Genomic DNA, 14,413 nt, shown 5'->3' on the forward strand with positions numbered 1-14,413 from the left:
CGGCACGTTCGCGTTCGCCAAGTCGGACTTGACGCCTACCGGCCGCACCCGCATCGACAACACGCTCGCGGAGCTCAAGGCCTCGGGCATCCGGCTGCGCGCGATCTCCATAGTCGGGCACACCGACCCGATCGGCAGCGCCGAGTTCAACCAGCGCCTGTCCGTGGCACGGGCCAACTCCGTGCGCGACTACCTGGTCGCCCAAGGCGTTCCGGCCAACATCATCACGACCGAAGGCCGCGGTTTCTCGGAGCTGAAGGTCACAGAAGCCGATTGCAGAGCCCAGGGCAAGGCCAGGAACCGCACTGCGCTCATTGCCTGCTTCGAGCCGAATCGCCGAGTGGATATCCGCGCCACGGGCGAGCAGCCGGGCTAAGGGTGCGCTACTGCCACCAAGACGACGTGATAGTCGCCTTGGTGGCCTGCGCACGGCGCGCGTAGGGGGACGGAAAGAGCGGCGCCGCTCATGCGTCCTTCAACGCGTACAGTCCAGCGCCTTGGCGCAAATGGCGTGCCATGCCGTCGCCTCAAGAGACATCAACGAAGCCCAGTCGATCCGGCCCGAGCGCGAAGGGTGCTTCCCGAACCCGAAGAACTGCCCTTGCTTTCTGGCGATTCCCTTGCTTGCGGCAACGTCGATTCCATGACTCATCAGGTTGGCATCGCGCCAGTACCTGGAGTTCATCAGCAGCTTGAATTCTTCCAGGCTGGCAGCGGCGTAGTGAACACCGCCGCGAAGTACGTCGAGCTTCTCGACGTTTCCTTCGGGCCTTTGAAAAAACAGGTCGCCAAAGGCTGATGCGCCGAGCGGAATGACTTTCCCGGTGATGCTCTTCGGCCACATGCCAAGCAGGGATTCGACATCGAGATCGGACGCATGGACGAAGAGGGCGGTTGCAGTGTGCCGGTTCATCAGCAAAATCTAACCGGGCAGCACGTTTTCAACACTAGGCCTAAAGTTCTGTAGGACTGCTGCACGCAGGGGCCGGTCCCGCCACAATGCTGGCACGGATGCATCAACGCACAGGGATCTTCATGACCACTCGTCGCACCATCGTGACCTCGGCAGCCTTGCTCGCCCCCGCGTCCGTGCTGAGATCTGCTCTGGCGGAGAACGCCGACGCTCCCAAGGAGGCGGACTTCCTGTTCGTGCAGACAGCCAGGAGCATGACCTATGACAGGGCAACTGGACTGCTGACGCTGAAAGCGGTGAGCCCGATCACCGTGTTCTTCACCGATCGTCCCGAGCGCATCGCTGGAAACATGAAGACTGCGGATTTCGTCCCGTTCTGGAGCAAGGGCAAGGAAAGTTTTCTGTCGGACCCGCCCAATGCCGATATCTCGATGGTCGAGGGCAATTCGCTGCACCAGGTCGTGGTCGTGCTGCAGTCGCCTGCTCTCAAGCGCGACACGCTGTCCTACACGATCAGGGTTCTGAAGGGCAAGGTTCCCTCAAAGGGCGCCGATGTCTCCGTCTTCATCGACGTCATCGGCATGCCGTTGACGCCCTTGTCGTATGCCGGGGTTGCGCGGCGCGCATACCGCCGGGCGGTCATCTCCCGCTAAGGCGACCGGCGGCGAAGCGGATTTCGCCTGCCGCGGGCGCTGAGCGGCTGAAAACGAAGCGCGCTTCGCGCCGGGCGGCTCCAGACGCCCCGAAAGCGGCACTTTCCGGCTGGCACGGCCTATGCGGAAGCAAGGCCAGTTCCGCCAGAAAGGCCGACCATGAACCGGATGCTGTTGGGCTACAGCCCTGACTTCGATCTCTTCGAGGACGCCCGCGCCACAGGGCCGGCGACGGCTCGCGCAAGCCGCAAGGCCGTGACGTTCGACACCGAGTCCGCGGGCCTTGCCGCCGAGCTGCTCAACGCCGCCAGCGGGCAGCACCTGTCCACGACGCTGGGGCGCATGGTGCGCGCCCACGCGCCGCACGATGCAGTCGCCCGGGCAGCGGCCGAGCTTGTCTCGCTGCTGCGTACCGCGGCCCGGCAGTCGCTGCCGCTGGTGGCCGGCGCGACCGCCCGGCAGGCCGGCACGACCTACAAGCGCATGGGCCGCTTCTTCGGCATCGAGCTCGAAGGGCTGTCGCCCGAGGACCAGGAATTCGAGTTGGCGCGCCGCTTCGCGCAGTTGACGCGTGAAGCCGCTCACCAGCTCGCCATCACGCCCGCCGGCCTGTCGCCGGCCGCCGCCGCGCGCTGGGCCGCCCGGCGTGCCGCGCGCCGCTTCGCGCCGGGCTGGACGCAAGTGCTCGACGCGCCCGGCGCGGCGCCTTCCGCATCCGCAGGCCGATGGGCTCGCCACGGCGCGGGCGTGACCGCGCTGAACCCCTGATCCGCAGGGATCACCGCCGAGGCGTTCGCGCATCTTCCGCTTCACCCAAGGAGACCGCTATGCATGACATCGATCGCACCCAGCTGGAGTACAACCCCGAGTCCAGCTACGAATCCGGCGCCTACGAGTTCGGCCAGCAGGAATGGTCGGGCGAGAGTTACGGCGAAAGCTACGGCGAGAGCTTCGAGAGCTACGGCGAGACCGTGCTCGGCGAAGCGGAAGAGGCCGAGCTGGCGAGCGAGTTGCTCGAGGTCACGAACGAGGCCGAGCTGGACCGCTTCCTCGGCAACCTGCTGGGCCGTGCCGCGCGCGCGGTCGGCTCTGCCGTGCGTTCTCCCATCGGGCAGGCCGTGGGCGGCGTGCTCAAGGGCGTGGCCAAGAAGGCGCTTCCGCTGGCCGGCGGCGCGGTCGGCGCCTACCTGGGCGGTCCACTGGGCGCCAAGATCGGCAGCGGCCTGGCATCGGCGGCCCGCAGCGCGCTGGGGCTGGAGGCCGAGTCGCTGGAGCAGGAAGAGAGCGAGTTCGAAGGCGCCAAGCAGTTCGTGCGGCTGGCCGCCGACACCGTGAAGCAGGCCACCTCTGCGCCTGCAGGCGCGGACCCGCGCGCGGTGGCGCAAAGCGCTGCGATCTCGGCCGCCCAGAAGTTGGCCCCTGGACTGCTCAATGCCGCGCGCAGCGCCGCCGGCGGCTCGTCCGGCATGGGCGGCGGCCGCAGCGGCCGCTGGATGCGCCGCGGCAACAAGATCGTGCTCTACGGGGTGTGAGCGATGACCATCAGCCCCTTCGCCGCATGGATGCTCGCCCAGGAGGCGCGCGCCCTGCTCACGCGCCTGTCCCGGGTCAAGCCCTTCGCGCTGCTCGAACCGATGCTGCCGGCCGCCGCGCTCCAGCCCGGCGCGCAGGCCGCGACCGAGCGTTACCTGGTGGCCGGCCGGCGCGAGATGCGCGCGATGGTGCTGGGCCGACCCGCTTGTACTTGCCTTCCTGCACCACCCGAAGCAGCTGGGCCTGCAACGGCGGCGGCAGTTCGCCGATCTCGTCGAGGAAGAGCGTGCCGCGATGGGCCAGTGCAAACGCGCCCTCGCGCGGGTTCATCGCGCCCGTGAAGGCGCCGCGCTCGTGGCCGAAGAATTCGCTGCCGGAGAGTTCGGGCGTGATGGTGGTGCAGTCGACGATCACCATCGCCCCCTTGTCGGCACGGCGGTCGAGGTCGTGGATCAGGCGCGCGATCAGTTCCTTGCCGGTGCCGCTCTCGCCGGTGATCAGCACCGGCCCCTGGGAGAACACGGCCACCTCCACCACCTGCCGCACCAGCGCCCGCCAGGCCGTGCTGTCGCCGACCAGCACGTCGCGCACGCGCGAGCTGTCGACCAGCGCCTGCACCGTGCGCAGGCGAGACAGCCGGGCGCACACCTGTGCGGCGTCGGTCGGCAAGGGGGTCCACCGCATCACGTCGGACGCGCCCGCGCGCAAAAGGGACCAGGCCTCGGCGGCCGACAGCCTGCACGGCGCAACCACCAGCACCAGCACCACCGCGCGGCGGCTGGCCAGGCGCAGCTCGTCGAGGATCCGGTCGTCGATCGCCCCGAGCACCATCAGTCCGTAGTCCTGCGCGTCGGCCGGCATCGGAATCGTCCGCAACCCCGACCGGTGCAGGATGGCCAGCACCGCCTCGCGCGCAGCGGCCGACAGCGGATCGACGAATTGGATCCACGCACTCGGCGACGCGTCGGCTCCATGCATGTCTCCTCCTGTCGAGCGGGGAGATAGTGTGAGCATTCGCTGCGGACGGCGAAATACGACGGAAGCCTGTGATGCGTTGCAGACGCAGTTCGCAAGAGGCGTGACCGCTTGTTACGCCCATGCCCGTGGCGACCGGCGGGCTGGGGTCCAAAGTTTTCATTTCGCACGCGGGCCGGTGACCCGGGGCCGGAATCAAGCCCCCTGGCACGTAGTGCTCGGGGCCTTTGGCTGGGCCGTCGATCTGGCGTTTGGACTACGCCGTAGGTAGCCGGCTTCGCATCCGCTTCGGGGTATTGACGGGGCAAATGCTCATCCGCCGCCATCCAGCAGCTCCGTCGGGATGCCGCTGACGAACTCGGCGAAGTCCTTTCCGCCGATCGAGATGTGGTTGAGCATCGCGGCATGCGCGGCCGCGGCGTCGTTGTCCAGCACGCCCTTGGCGATCGCCGCGTGTTCCAGCGCCGACCGCTTCATGCGGCCCGGCGAGTCGAATCGATTGACCGTGTAGGCCGCGCTTCGCGTGCGCAGCGACCTGATCTGCTCCACCAGCGAACCGTTGCGCGAGGCGGCGTAGATCAGGCCATGAAACCGGTCGTTCGCGATCTGGTATGCGGCCGCGTCGTCTGCCTCGGCCGCCGCGGTGCACTGCGCGATGCTTTCGGCCAGCTCGGCCTTTTCCTGCGGGCGGATGCGCTTGGCGGCGAAGGTGGCGGCGATGCCCTCCAGTTCGCCCAGTAGTTCGAGCAGCTCCCGCAGCAGCACGATCGACAGCCGCGGCACCGATGCCCCGCTGCGCGGGCTGATCACCAGAAAACCCTGCGCGGCCAATTGAAGGATCGCCTCGCGAATCGGCGTGCGCGACACCTCGAAGCGCTCGCTCAGCGCGCGCTCGTCCAGCGGATGGCCCGGCTGCAATGCGCCGACGGACAAGTCACGAATGATCGATTGCCGCACGGCCTCGCCGAGTGTCGCCGTGGGGGCTCCCGGCATCTTGGTGTTTTGCATATTTATCCGATGTTCTGGTATATTTTAAATCATCAAAAATATTTTAAGAGACAAGCCGTGCACTTTTCACTCCCCAAACTGGCCGCCGCAGCGGCAATCGTAGTTTCTTCGGCGGCTGTGTTGCCTGCCAATGCGCAGGAGCCGTGGACGCCAACGCGGCCGGTCCGTCTCGTGCTCGGCTACACGCCCGGTGGCGCGGCCGACGCGGTGGCGCGCGACCTGGCACCGGCCATGGAGAAGGTGCTCGGCCAGCCGGTGGTCGTCGACTACAAGCCGGGCGCCGGCGGCGCGATCGGCGTCGAGACCGTTGCCAGCGCGCCGGCCGACGGCTACACGATCGGTCTGGCCGACGTCGCGCCGCTGACCATCATTCCGAATGCGCGGAAAGTCAGCTACGACCCGATGAATGGTCTGAGCTACATCGGCGTCGTCTCCAAGGCGCCGATGGTCATCCTGGTGAATCCGTCTGTCCCGGCAACGAATCTGCCTGAGCTGCTCAAGCTCGTGCGTGCCGACCCGGGCGGCGTTTCCTATTCCACTTCGGGCCTCGCCACCATCCACCAGATGTCTGCCGAACTGCTCGGCGCCAGCACGGGGACGACGATGCTGCATGTTCCGTACAAGGGCGCCGCGCCGGCATTGACGGACCTGCTGGCGGGCGCAGTGAAGGTTTCCTTCTCGACTATCGCACCCGCAGTCCAGATCGTGAAGAGCGGCAAGGCGCGAGCCATCGCCGTCACGTCCACCAAGCCGGTGCCGGCCTTCCCGGGCGTCAAGACGGTCGCCGAACAAGGCGTGCCGGGGTACGACGCGCAGGGCTGGTTCGCTCTCGTGGGGCCCAAGGGCATGCCGCCCGAGGTCGTGCAGCGGCTCAACGTGGCCCTGAACTCCGCGCTGAACACGCCTGCGCTGCGCGACAAGCTCCTGAGCCAAGGCAACGACGTCGTGCCTTCCACGCCGGAAGCTGCGAGCGAGCTGGTCAAGTCCGACCTGCAGAAGTGGGGCCGCGTCATCCGCGAGCAAAACCTGCACTTCGACTGATCCGCTGCCCTGACACCCTCCAATCACCATCGACCAGGAACCCGTATGTCCACAGTTCTCGAATCGCCTCCCGTCTCCCCTGCTTCGCCGCTGCTCGAAATCGAAGGCGCGATCGCGACCATCACGCTGCGCCGCCCGGCCACCCACAACAAGATCGAGCCCGAGGATCTGCCGGTGCTGCGCGGCTACCTGGCCGACCTCAATGCCAACAAGGCGGTCCGGGTGATCGTGTTCCGGAGCACGGGCAAGAGCTTCAGCTCCGGCTTCGACCTGGGGCACCTGGGCAAGGCCGCCAACAGCACCGACAACGCGTTCCAGACCTTCACCGACGAGATCGAAAACGCGCGGGCCGTCACGATCGCCCGCTTGCACGGCCCCGTGTACGGTGGCTCCACCGACCTGGCGCTGTCGTGCGACTTTCGCATCGGCGTCACCGGTATGCGGATGTTCATGCCGGCGGCACGGCTCGGCCTGCACTACTACCCGCACGGTATTCGCCGCTGGGTGTCGCGCCTGGGCCTCGGCCCCGCCAAGAAGCTCTTCCTCACGTCGCGGCCGATCCAGGCGGAAGAAATGCTCCGCATCGGCTATCTCGATGCGCTGGTGGAGCCCGCGCAACTCGATGCCGAGCTGAAGACCTGGACCGATGACTTGCTCGCCCAGGCACCGATCCCATTGGCGTCGATAAAGGCCACGCTCAACGAGGTCGCGCGCCAGGAGTACGACGAGGCGTCGGCGCATGCGGCCTATGCGGCCAGCCTGAAGACGCGCGACATCGGCGAGGCCCTCGCGGCGTTCGCGGAGAAGCGCGCACCCGTCTTCACCGGCACCTGAGAAACGAAACGCGATGAATCCACAAGCCAAGGACCTGCCGCTGGCAGGCGTTCGCGTCCTGGAGATGTCCCAGATCATGGCCGGCCCTATCTGCGGCCTGATGCTGGCCGACATGGGCGCCGAGGTCATCAAGGTCGAGAAGTTTCCCGCGGGCGACGATGCTCGTGGCTACGCGCGGCCCGGCGATCCGGGTCTCGCTCCGGGCTTTCTCATGCTGAACCGCGGCAAGCGTTCGATCGCGATCGACATTCGCCAGCCCGCGGGCCAGGCGATCATCAAGCGGATCGCATCCAGCTGTGACATCGTCACCGAGAACTTCCGCCGCGGGAAGCTCGATGCGCTGGGTCTGGGGTACGAGCACCTGCGCGAGGTCAATCCCAGGCTGGTCTACACCTCGATCAGCGGGTACGGCCCGAACGGCCCCATGAGCGACAACGGCGGCTTCGACCTGGTGCTGCAGGCGTTCTCCGGGTTGATCAGCGTGACCGGCAGCATCGACGGCGAGACGGCCAAGCCGGGCAACTCGGTGGCCGACATCAACGCCGGCATTCTGGCCGCGCTCGGCAGCCTCACGGCGTACATCAAGCGGCTGCGCACGGGCGTCGGCAGCAAGGTCGAGACCTCGCTGCTCCAGGCGTCGCTGCAGCAGATGTACTGGTTTGCGGCCGCGTACTTTCACGACGGCACCGTGGCCAGGCCCATGGGCACCTCGCACCCGCTGATCGCGCCGTACCAGACCTTCCGATGCGGCGAAGGCGCCATTGCGCTCGGCGGCGGCAATCAGGCCAACTGGCGCCGCATTGCCGAGGTGCTCGGCCACCCCGAGTGGCTTGCGGATGAACGCTTCACGACGGGTCGCGACCGGCTGGCCCATCAAGCCGTGCTTGCAGGGCTCATCACGGAGGCTCTTGCCAGCCATCCTGCTGGTCATTGGGTCGAGGTCTTCGACAAGGCCGGCGTTCCGGTCGGTCCGGTGCACGACGTCGGCCAGGCGATGGATCACGAGCAGTCGCGCGCCATCTCGATGGTGGTCGATGTCGACAGCCCGAACGGAGGCACCATGCGTTCGCTCGGCCTGCCGATTCATTTCGATGGCGAAGCGCCGTGCGCCCGGTCCGCGGCGCCGACGGTCGGGCAGCAGACGCGAGAGGTGCTGAAGGCATTCGGCTACGGCGACGGCGAAATCGCGGATCTGCAGGCTGCAAAGGTCATCGCAACCCTCGATTGAGCCAGTCGGCGCCGCCGCCCGCATCGGCAAGACCATGTTGCTGCAACAGCTATCACGCTACGTGATACTTGCTACATGCATGACTGGCTGGTCCTTACCGCATCGCTCCCAACCTCTCCGAGTGGCTTGCGTGTTCGCATCTGGCGCTCGCTCAAGGCGACAGGATGCGCAACCCTGCGGGACGGTGTCTACATCCTCCCCTCCAATGCAGCGTCGGCGAGCGAACTGTGGGCCATCGAGAGGGCCATCCAGCAGGGTGGCGCTGACGCGCACATGCTCGTTCTCAAGGCCCGCGATGAAGTGCAGGAAAAGACGTTCCTCGGCCTGTTCGACCGGTCCGAGCCATACGCCGACTTTGCGCAGACGCTCAAGGAAACCCGAAAGGCGCTGAAGTCCACCGAAGAGGCAGACCTGCGCAAGTCGCTGCGCGCACTGGACCAGCAGTACCGGGCCATTCGCGCGACGGACTTCTTTCCTGGCAAGGCGGCCGCAGCGGCGGCGGCTGGCCTGGAGACCTTGCGAGCGGAGATCGAGCAAAGGTTGTCCCCCGGCGAGCCGATGGCCGCATCGGGGTCGATCGAGCGGCGCCAACGCGAGTCCTTCCAGGGACGGACGTGGGCCACGCGCAAGCGGCCCTGGGTCGACCGGCTTGCCACCGGCTGGCTGATCCAACGCTTCGTCGATTCATCCCCGCGCTTCGTCTGGCTGGCGGACCCAGGGAAGCGTCCGAAGGGCGCCCTCGGCTTCGACTTCGATGGTGCGACGTTCACGCACGTTGGCGACAAGGTCACTTTCGAGGTCGTGGCGCATACCTTCGGGCTCGAAGAGGACCCGGGCATCCGGCGGCTCGGCGAACTCGTGCACTACATCGATGTCGGAGGCATTCCCGTCGATGAGGCGGCCGGTATCGAAACCATCGTCAGAGGCCTTCAGGCGCAGCACGACAAGGACGATGCGCTGCTCGCGGCTTCTCTGCCCCTGTTCGACACCCTCTACGCCGCCATGAAGGAACGCCAGTGACCACGACGACAATCACGGCGGCGCCTGAGCGCCTTGGCTTTGGAGAGGCCCTCGTCTACTGGCTCAAGCTCGGGTTCATCAGCTTCGGGGGGCCGGCCGGGCAGATTGCCATCATGCACGAGGACCTCGTCGAGCGACGCCGCTGGATTTCCGAGGGCCGATTCCTGCATGCGTTGAATTACTGCATGCTGCTGCCCGGACCCGAAGCGCAGCAACTCGCGACGTACATCGGCTGGCTCCTGCATCGCACCTGGGGCGGCATCGTCGCGGGCGTCCTCTTCGTGCTGCCGTCACTGTTCATCCTCATCGGCCTGTCATGGGTCTACATGGCGTACGGCAACGTGCCGGCCATTGCCGGTTTGTTCTATGGCATCAAACCTGCCGTTACCGCGCTCGTGATGCACGCGGCCTATCGCGTGGGATCACGGGCCCTCAAGAACGCATGGCTGTGGGCCATCGCGGTGGCAGCCTTCCTGGCCATCTTCGCGCTGCAAGTGCCGTTCCCGCTCATTGTTCTGGCCGCTGGCGCCATCGGGTACTTCGGCGGCCGATTTGCGCCGGCCAAGTTCACGACCCGAGGCGCTCACGGCAACGCTGGCAACTCGCTCGGCCCAGCGCTCATCGACGACCACACGCCCACGCCCGAGCATGCGTTGTTCACCTGGCGGCGCTTCAGCCGAGTGCTGGTTGTGTGCCTGGCGCTTTGGGCCGTCGGCATCGGGGCCTTGACGGCGCTCTATGGATGGGACGCCGTTCTGACGCAGATGGCGTGGTTCTTCACGAAGGCAGCGCTGATGACGTTCGGTGGCGCCTATGCGGTGCTGCCCTATGTGTTCCAGGGGGCTGTCGAACACTACCAGTGGCTGACCGCTGCGCAGATGATCGATGGACTGGCGCTCGGCGAGACGACACCCGGTCCTCTCATCATGGTGGTCTCGTTCGTCGGCTATGTCGGCGGCTGGACCAAGGCCATCTTCGGCCCGGACGCGCTCTTCCTGTCGGGCGCGGTCGCCGCCGCCGTGGTGACCTTCTTCACCTTCCTGCCTTCGTTCTTCTTCATCCTGCTCGGCGCGCCGTTCATCGAATCGACCCACGGCAATCTCAAGTTCACCGCGCCACTGATTGGCATCACCGCCGCGGTGGTCGGCGTCATCGTGAATCTCGCCGTCTTCTTCGCGTACCACGTGCTTTGGCCGCAGGGACTCGCCGGCCACTTCGAGTGGGCTTCCGCGCTCATCGGCATCGCAGCGGCGGTGGCTTTGTTCCGGTTCAAGGTTGGCGTCATTCCCGTGGTCCTGGCGTCCGGCTTGGCTGGGTTGGCGTTGACATTTCTACGGCCCCTGTTTGCATGAGAGGTTCCCCATGGAAAGTCGAATCCAGGACTTGCCCTTTGAGCCTGCGGCACTGCACGGTCTGTCCGAGAAGTTGCTTCGCAGCCATCACCAGAACAACTACGGCGGCGCGGTCAAGCGTCTGAATGCCATCCGCTCGAAACTGGCTGCCTTGTCGCCCGCGACCATGCCGGGTTTCGAACTCAATGGCTTGAAGCGCGAAGAGCTCGTTGCGAACAACTCCATGCTCCTGCACGAGTTGTACTTCGGCAGTCTTGGTGGAGACGGACAGACGATGACGCCGGCCATGGAACTGGCGCTCCAGGCCAGCTTCGGGAGCGTCGCTCGTTGGCATGAGGAGTTCGTCGCCATGGGCAAGGCGCTGGGTGGCGGGTCAGGCTGGGTTCTCCTCGTGTTTCAACCACGGGACGGGACTCTCGTGAACCAATGGGGCGCCGACCATACGCACGCACTGGCCGGCGGCGTGCCCATCCTCGCGCTGGACATGTACGAGCACGCGTACCACATGGACTTTGGCGCCGCTGCGGGCAACTACGTCGATGCGTTCATGGAGAACATCGACTGGGCCATCGTGTACGAGCGCTATCAGCTTGCCGTGCACGGTGCCAGCGAACCATTCGGTGCCACGCAGGATGAGGTCGCTGGCGCACTGGTGGTCGACGTGCGTCGCGCCGGTGTCGTCAAGGACGCGCCGACTCGGTTGACCGGTGCCGCGTGGCGCGACCCAGCGACCGTCGACAGCTGGGCTGGCGATCTGCCATCCGACCGGGAAGTCGTCGTCTATTGTGTCTACGGACACGAGGTCGGCCGCGCGACCGCACTGCGCCTTCGCGCGGCCGGGGTGCGGGCGCGATACCTGCGCGGTGGCATCGACGGCTGGCAGACTGCTGGTCGCGCGTTGGAACCCAAAGGAGCGACATCATGAAATGGGTCACCCGTGAACGCCCGAAGATCGACCGTATCGCCTGCCCGTGGCTCATTGCACGGTTCATCGACAAGGAACCAGAGTTCCTCTACGTTCCTCCATCCGAGGTGCTCGCGATGGCAGAGAAGACCGGCGCAGTGCCCTACGACATCCCCGGTGTAGAGATGACCCATGTCGGGGACCTATGCAGCTTCGATGCGTTCCTGTCGAAGTACGAACTGACCGACCCAGCGCTCGAGCAAATGGCGGCCATCGTTCGCGGTGCGGATACATCGCGCCTGGATCTGACGCCTCAGTCGCCGGGTCTGTACGCCATGTCGCTCGGGTTGTCTCAGGTGTTCCCTGACGATCACGAGATGCTGGGCCACGGCCTTGTGATGTACGACGCCCTCTATGCGTGGTGCAAGAGCTGCCAAAGCGAGACGCACGCCTGGCCGCCGAAGATGTGAGACCAGGCGCAGGAGCTGCAACAAAAGTTTCATCTTGGATCGTTAAGGTCGGGCTCCCGTCAGCCAAGCCTTCACGATGAAAAATCTGCCCACACCTCCCGCTCCGAACGAGTTCATCGATCCGGACGATCTGGACAACAACCCGACCTCGAACACCAGCCTCCACGAAGTCATCGCTTCGCGCATGCACCGCCGCCATCTGCTGCGCGGCGGCGTCGGCGCACTGACGGCCGCGACGCTCGGCCCGCTGGCGCTGAGCGCCTGCGGCGGCGGAAACGACGGGAACTTCCCCATCGCGCCGCCCGCTCCCGCGCCGGCGCCCGCGCCGCCTGCTCCCGCCCCGGCGCCAGCGCTTGCGGCCGAACCCAAGCTCGGCTTCACCGCCGTGGGCAAGGATCTCGCGGACCGCATCGCCGTGCCGGCCGGCTACACGGCCACCGTGATCTACGCGACGGGCGATTCGATCGACCCTGCCGTCACCGACTACAAGAACGACGGCAGCGACGACACCTTCGGCCGCCGCAGCGGCGACCAGCATGACGGCATGCACTACTTCGGCCTGACCCCCGACAGCAAGCCGTCCCTGTCGAGCACCGAACGCGCGCTGATGTGCATCAACCACGAGGCCATCAACGGCACCGTGATGTTCATGCATCCGAATGGACAGACCAACATCAGCTCCAGCGCCGGTCCACGTCCCGAAGCCGAAGCGCTGAAGGAAGTGGAAGCGCACGGCGCTTCGGTGGTGGAGATCGCCAAGTCGGGCGGCAAGTTCACCGTGGTCAAGAACTCGACCTTCAACCGCCGCGTCACGCCGCGCACGCCGATGGAATTCGGCGGCCCCGCACGCGGCTCCGCGCTGCTCAAGACCGTGTATTCGCCCGCCGGCACCGGCACGCGCGGAATGATCGGCAATTGCGCATCGGGCTACACGCCCTGGGGCACCTACCTCACCTGTGAAGAGAACTTCGCGGGCTTCTTCCGCCGCGGCTCCGTCGACGACGCGAAGCGCAGCGCCAAAGAACTGGTCGCCTTCAAGCGGATCGGTCTCGCGCAAGGCGCCGCCGGCGGTCAACGCTGGTCCACCGTCGTGCCGGCCGACAACGCCGACACCGAATACGCACGCTGGGACACCAGCAGCATCGGCGCATCGGCAGACGGCACGGACGACTTCCGCAACACAGCCAACACCTTCGGCTGGGTGGTGGAGATCGATCCGTACAACCCGGCATCGACGCCCGTCAAGCACACCGCGCTCGGCCGCTTCGCACATGAAGGCGCATGGCCGAGCAACCCGGTGGTCGGCAAGCCGCTGGCGTTCTACATGGGTGACGATTCGCGCAGCGAGTACGTCTACAAGTATGTATCGAAGGCCGTGTGGAGCGCGGCCGACGCGAACCCCGCGGACCGCCTCGCTACCGGCAGCAAGTACCTCGATGACGGTACGCTCTACGCGGCGAAGTTCAACGCCGACGGATCGGGTACGTGGCTCAAGCTCGACCTGAGCAACACCGCCATTTCAGGCAACAGCGCGTACGCCTTTGCCGACCTCGCCGACGTGCTGGTCAATGCACGGCTCGCCGCCGATGCCGCCGGCGCCACCAAGTGCGACCGGCCCGAGTGGACCGCCGTGAATCCGAAGAACGGCGAGATCTACATCACGATGACCGAGAACCCCGATCGCGGCTCGATCGGCACGACCAGCAGCAATAACGTGCCGAACCCGGACGTGGACCCGGCCTTCCCGCGCTACTGGCTCGACAACAAGGGCATCTCGACGCAGAACGCAGCGGCGTCGGTCTCCAGGGGCGACGTGAACGGACAGGTGATGCGCATTCGCGAGAGCGGCAACGACGCATCGGCGACCACCTTCAACTGGGACATCTTCCTGTTCGGCAGCCAGGCCAAGGCGGACGCCGGCCTCGACGACGTGAACTACCAGCAGAACGTGAACCTGTCGGGCCTCTCCGACTTCAACGACTTCTCCAAGCCCGACGGCTGCTGGTTCTCGCGCGCCAGCGGCATCCTCTGGATCGAGACCGACGACAACGCCTACACCGACGTCACCAACTGCATGCTGCTGGCGGCGATCCCGGGCGAATACGGCGACGGAGGCAAGATCGACGTGGTCAACCAGGCCAACGGCAAGCCCGGCGCAGCCGGCACCGGCCCGGTGACCGTGAGCACGTTTGCGGGCAAGAAGATGAACGACACGATCTTCAAGCGCTTCCTCACCGCACCGCTGGGCGCGGAAGTGACCGGCCTGGCCGAATCGCCGGACGGCAAGGCGCTGTTCATCAACATCCAGCACCCGGGCGAGAACACCGCCGCAGCCAACATCGCCACGCCCGCCAAGTACGAAAGCCATTGGCCCGGCAACGGCGCCGGCGTGACCGCCTACGGCTCAGGTGGCAGCACAGCACGCCCCCGCTCGGCAACGGTGATGCTCACCAAAGACGACGGCGGCATCATCGGCCTGTAG

15 protein-coding genes are annotated in these 14,413 nt (G+C 66.3%); 12 read left to right on the top strand and 3 right to left on the bottom strand.

Features of this window, described 5'->3' with window-relative positions:
* Nucleotides 1–376 (top strand): OmpA family protein (locus QTI04_RS26615; protein WP_286618162.1); only part of this gene is annotated, 376 nt, incomplete at its 5' end.
* A 99-nt stretch (nt 377–475) separates the two neighbouring features.
* Here the strand turns inward: QTI04_RS26615 and QTI04_RS26620 are convergent.
* Complete coding sequence (locus QTI04_RS26620; RefSeq protein ID WP_286600237.1) at nt 476–913, bottom strand: hypothetical protein; 438 nt, start codon at nt 911–913, stop codon at nt 476–478.
* A 122-nt stretch (nt 914–1,035) separates the two neighbouring features.
* On the opposite strand from QTI04_RS26620, the gene QTI04_RS26625 reads away from it, so the two are divergent.
* The 3 genes from QTI04_RS26625 to QTI04_RS26635 all read left to right on the top strand — a co-directional run bounded on the left by QTI04_RS26625 (nt 1,036) and on the right by QTI04_RS26635 (nt 3,098).
* Nucleotides 1,036–1,566 (top strand): hypothetical protein, encoded by a 531-nt coding sequence (locus QTI04_RS26625; protein ID WP_286600238.1) that lies wholly within the window; start codon nt 1,036–1,038, stop codon nt 1,564–1,566.
* Between the two features lie 159 nt (nt 1,567–1,725).
* The gene (locus QTI04_RS26630) at nt 1,726–2,334 is read left to right on the top strand and encodes a hypothetical protein (RefSeq protein WP_286618163.1); all 609 of its coding nucleotides are present in this window, start codon (nt 1,726–1,728) and stop codon (nt 2,332–2,334) included.
* 59 nt (nt 2,335–2,393) lie between these two features.
* Nucleotides 2,394–3,098, top strand: coding sequence for a hypothetical protein (locus tag QTI04_RS26635; RefSeq protein ID WP_286618165.1), 705 nt, complete (start codon nt 2,394–2,396; stop codon nt 3,096–3,098).
* 76 nt (nt 3,099–3,174) lie between these two features.
* Here the strand turns inward: QTI04_RS26635 and QTI04_RS26640 are convergent, their stop codons facing one another.
* Together QTI04_RS26640 and QTI04_RS26645 are read right to left on the bottom strand one after the other, a co-directional pair.
* Nucleotides 3,175–4,077: a sigma 54-interacting transcriptional regulator gene (locus QTI04_RS26640; RefSeq protein WP_286618167.1), complete on the bottom strand. Its 903-nt coding sequence runs from the start codon at nt 4,075–4,077 to the stop codon at nt 3,175–3,177.
* A gap of 309 nt (nt 4,078–4,386) precedes the next feature.
* A complete protein-coding gene (locus QTI04_RS26645; protein ID WP_286618168.1) occupies nt 4,387–5,082 on the bottom strand; it encodes a GntR family transcriptional regulator in 696 nt (231 codons plus the stop codon).
* A 57-nt stretch (nt 5,083–5,139) separates the two neighbouring features.
* Between QTI04_RS26645 and QTI04_RS26650 the strand changes: the two genes are divergently transcribed.
* From QTI04_RS26650 to QTI04_RS26685, 8 genes are all read left to right on the top strand, one after another.
* Nucleotides 5,140–6,123 carry a tripartite tricarboxylate transporter substrate binding protein gene (locus tag QTI04_RS26650; protein WP_286618170.1) on the top strand — a complete coding sequence of 328 codons (984 nt, stop codon included), beginning with the start codon at nt 5,140–5,142 and terminating at the stop codon, nt 6,121–6,123.
* 45 nt (nt 6,124–6,168) lie between these two features.
* Nucleotides 6,169–6,957, top strand: a complete 789-nt coding sequence (locus QTI04_RS26655) for an enoyl-CoA hydratase/isomerase family protein (protein WP_286618171.1) — start codon at nt 6,169–6,171, stop codon at nt 6,955–6,957.
* 13 nt (nt 6,958–6,970) lie between these two features.
* Complete coding sequence (locus QTI04_RS26660; RefSeq protein ID WP_286600258.1) at nt 6,971–8,185, top strand: CaiB/BaiF CoA-transferase family protein; 1,215 nt, start codon at nt 6,971–6,973, stop codon at nt 8,183–8,185.
* Between the two features lie 126 nt (nt 8,186–8,311).
* Nucleotides 8,312–9,205: a chromate resistance protein ChrB domain-containing protein gene (locus QTI04_RS26665; RefSeq protein ID WP_286618173.1), complete on the top strand. Its 894-nt coding sequence runs from the start codon at nt 8,312–8,314 to the stop codon at nt 9,203–9,205.
* A complete protein-coding gene (gene chrA / locus QTI04_RS26670) occupies nt 9,202–10,557 on the top strand; it encodes a chromate efflux transporter (RefSeq protein ID WP_286618175.1) in 1,356 nt (451 codons plus the stop codon). Before QTI04_RS26665 ends, chrA begins: the two co-directional genes overlap by 4 nt.
* A gap of 10 nt (nt 10,558–10,567) precedes the next feature.
* Nucleotides 10,568–11,482 (top strand): Fe-Mn family superoxide dismutase, encoded by a 915-nt coding sequence (locus tag QTI04_RS26675; protein WP_286600263.1) that lies wholly within the window; start codon nt 10,568–10,570, stop codon nt 11,480–11,482.
* Complete coding sequence (locus QTI04_RS26680) at nt 11,479–11,931, top strand: chromate resistance protein ChrB domain-containing protein (RefSeq protein WP_286600265.1); 453 nt, start codon at nt 11,479–11,481, stop codon at nt 11,929–11,931. The genes QTI04_RS26675 and QTI04_RS26680 overlap by 4 nt, the downstream gene beginning before the upstream one ends.
* Nucleotides 11,932–12,007: 76 nt before the next feature.
* Nucleotides 12,008–14,413, top strand: a complete 2,406-nt coding sequence (locus QTI04_RS26685; protein WP_286618176.1) for a PhoX family phosphatase — start codon at nt 12,008–12,010, stop codon at nt 14,411–14,413.

Source organism: Variovorax sp. J22R115 (genome assembly GCF_030317005.1).
Taxonomy (GTDB): Bacteria; Pseudomonadota; Gammaproteobacteria; order Burkholderiales; family Burkholderiaceae_C; genus Variovorax.

Coding starts and splice junctions, on each gene's coding strand:
- QTI04_RS26630 (WP_286618163.1), top strand. CDS start 1,726: ATGAACCGGATGCTGTTGGGCTACAGCCCTGACTTCGATCTCTTCGAG.
- QTI04_RS26675 (WP_286600263.1), top strand. CDS start 10,568: ATGGAAAGTCGAATCCAGGACTTGCCCTTTGAGCCTGCGGCACTGCAC.
- QTI04_RS26655 (WP_286618171.1), top strand. CDS start 6,169: ATGTCCACAGTTCTCGAATCGCCTCCCGTCTCCCCTGCTTCGCCGCTG.
- QTI04_RS26620 (WP_286600237.1), bottom strand. CDS start 913: ATGAACCGGCACACTGCAACCGCCCTCTTCGTCCATGCGTCCGATCTC.
- QTI04_RS26625 (WP_286600238.1), top strand. CDS start 1,036: ATGACCACTCGTCGCACCATCGTGACCTCGGCAGCCTTGCTCGCCCCC.
- QTI04_RS26645 (WP_286618168.1), bottom strand. CDS start 5,082: ATGCAAAACACCAAGATGCCGGGAGCCCCCACGGCGACACTCGGCGAG.
- QTI04_RS26660 (WP_286600258.1), top strand. CDS start 6,971: ATGAATCCACAAGCCAAGGACCTGCCGCTGGCAGGCGTTCGCGTCCTG.
- QTI04_RS26685 (WP_286618176.1), top strand. CDS start 12,008: ATGAAAAATCTGCCCACACCTCCCGCTCCGAACGAGTTCATCGATCCG.
- QTI04_RS26680 (WP_286600265.1), top strand. CDS start 11,479: ATGAAATGGGTCACCCGTGAACGCCCGAAGATCGACCGTATCGCCTGC.
- QTI04_RS26640 (WP_286618167.1), bottom strand. CDS start 4,077: ATGCATGGAGCCGACGCGTCGCCGAGTGCGTGGATCCAATTCGTCGAT.
- QTI04_RS26635 (WP_286618165.1), top strand. CDS start 2,394: ATGCATGACATCGATCGCACCCAGCTGGAGTACAACCCCGAGTCCAGC.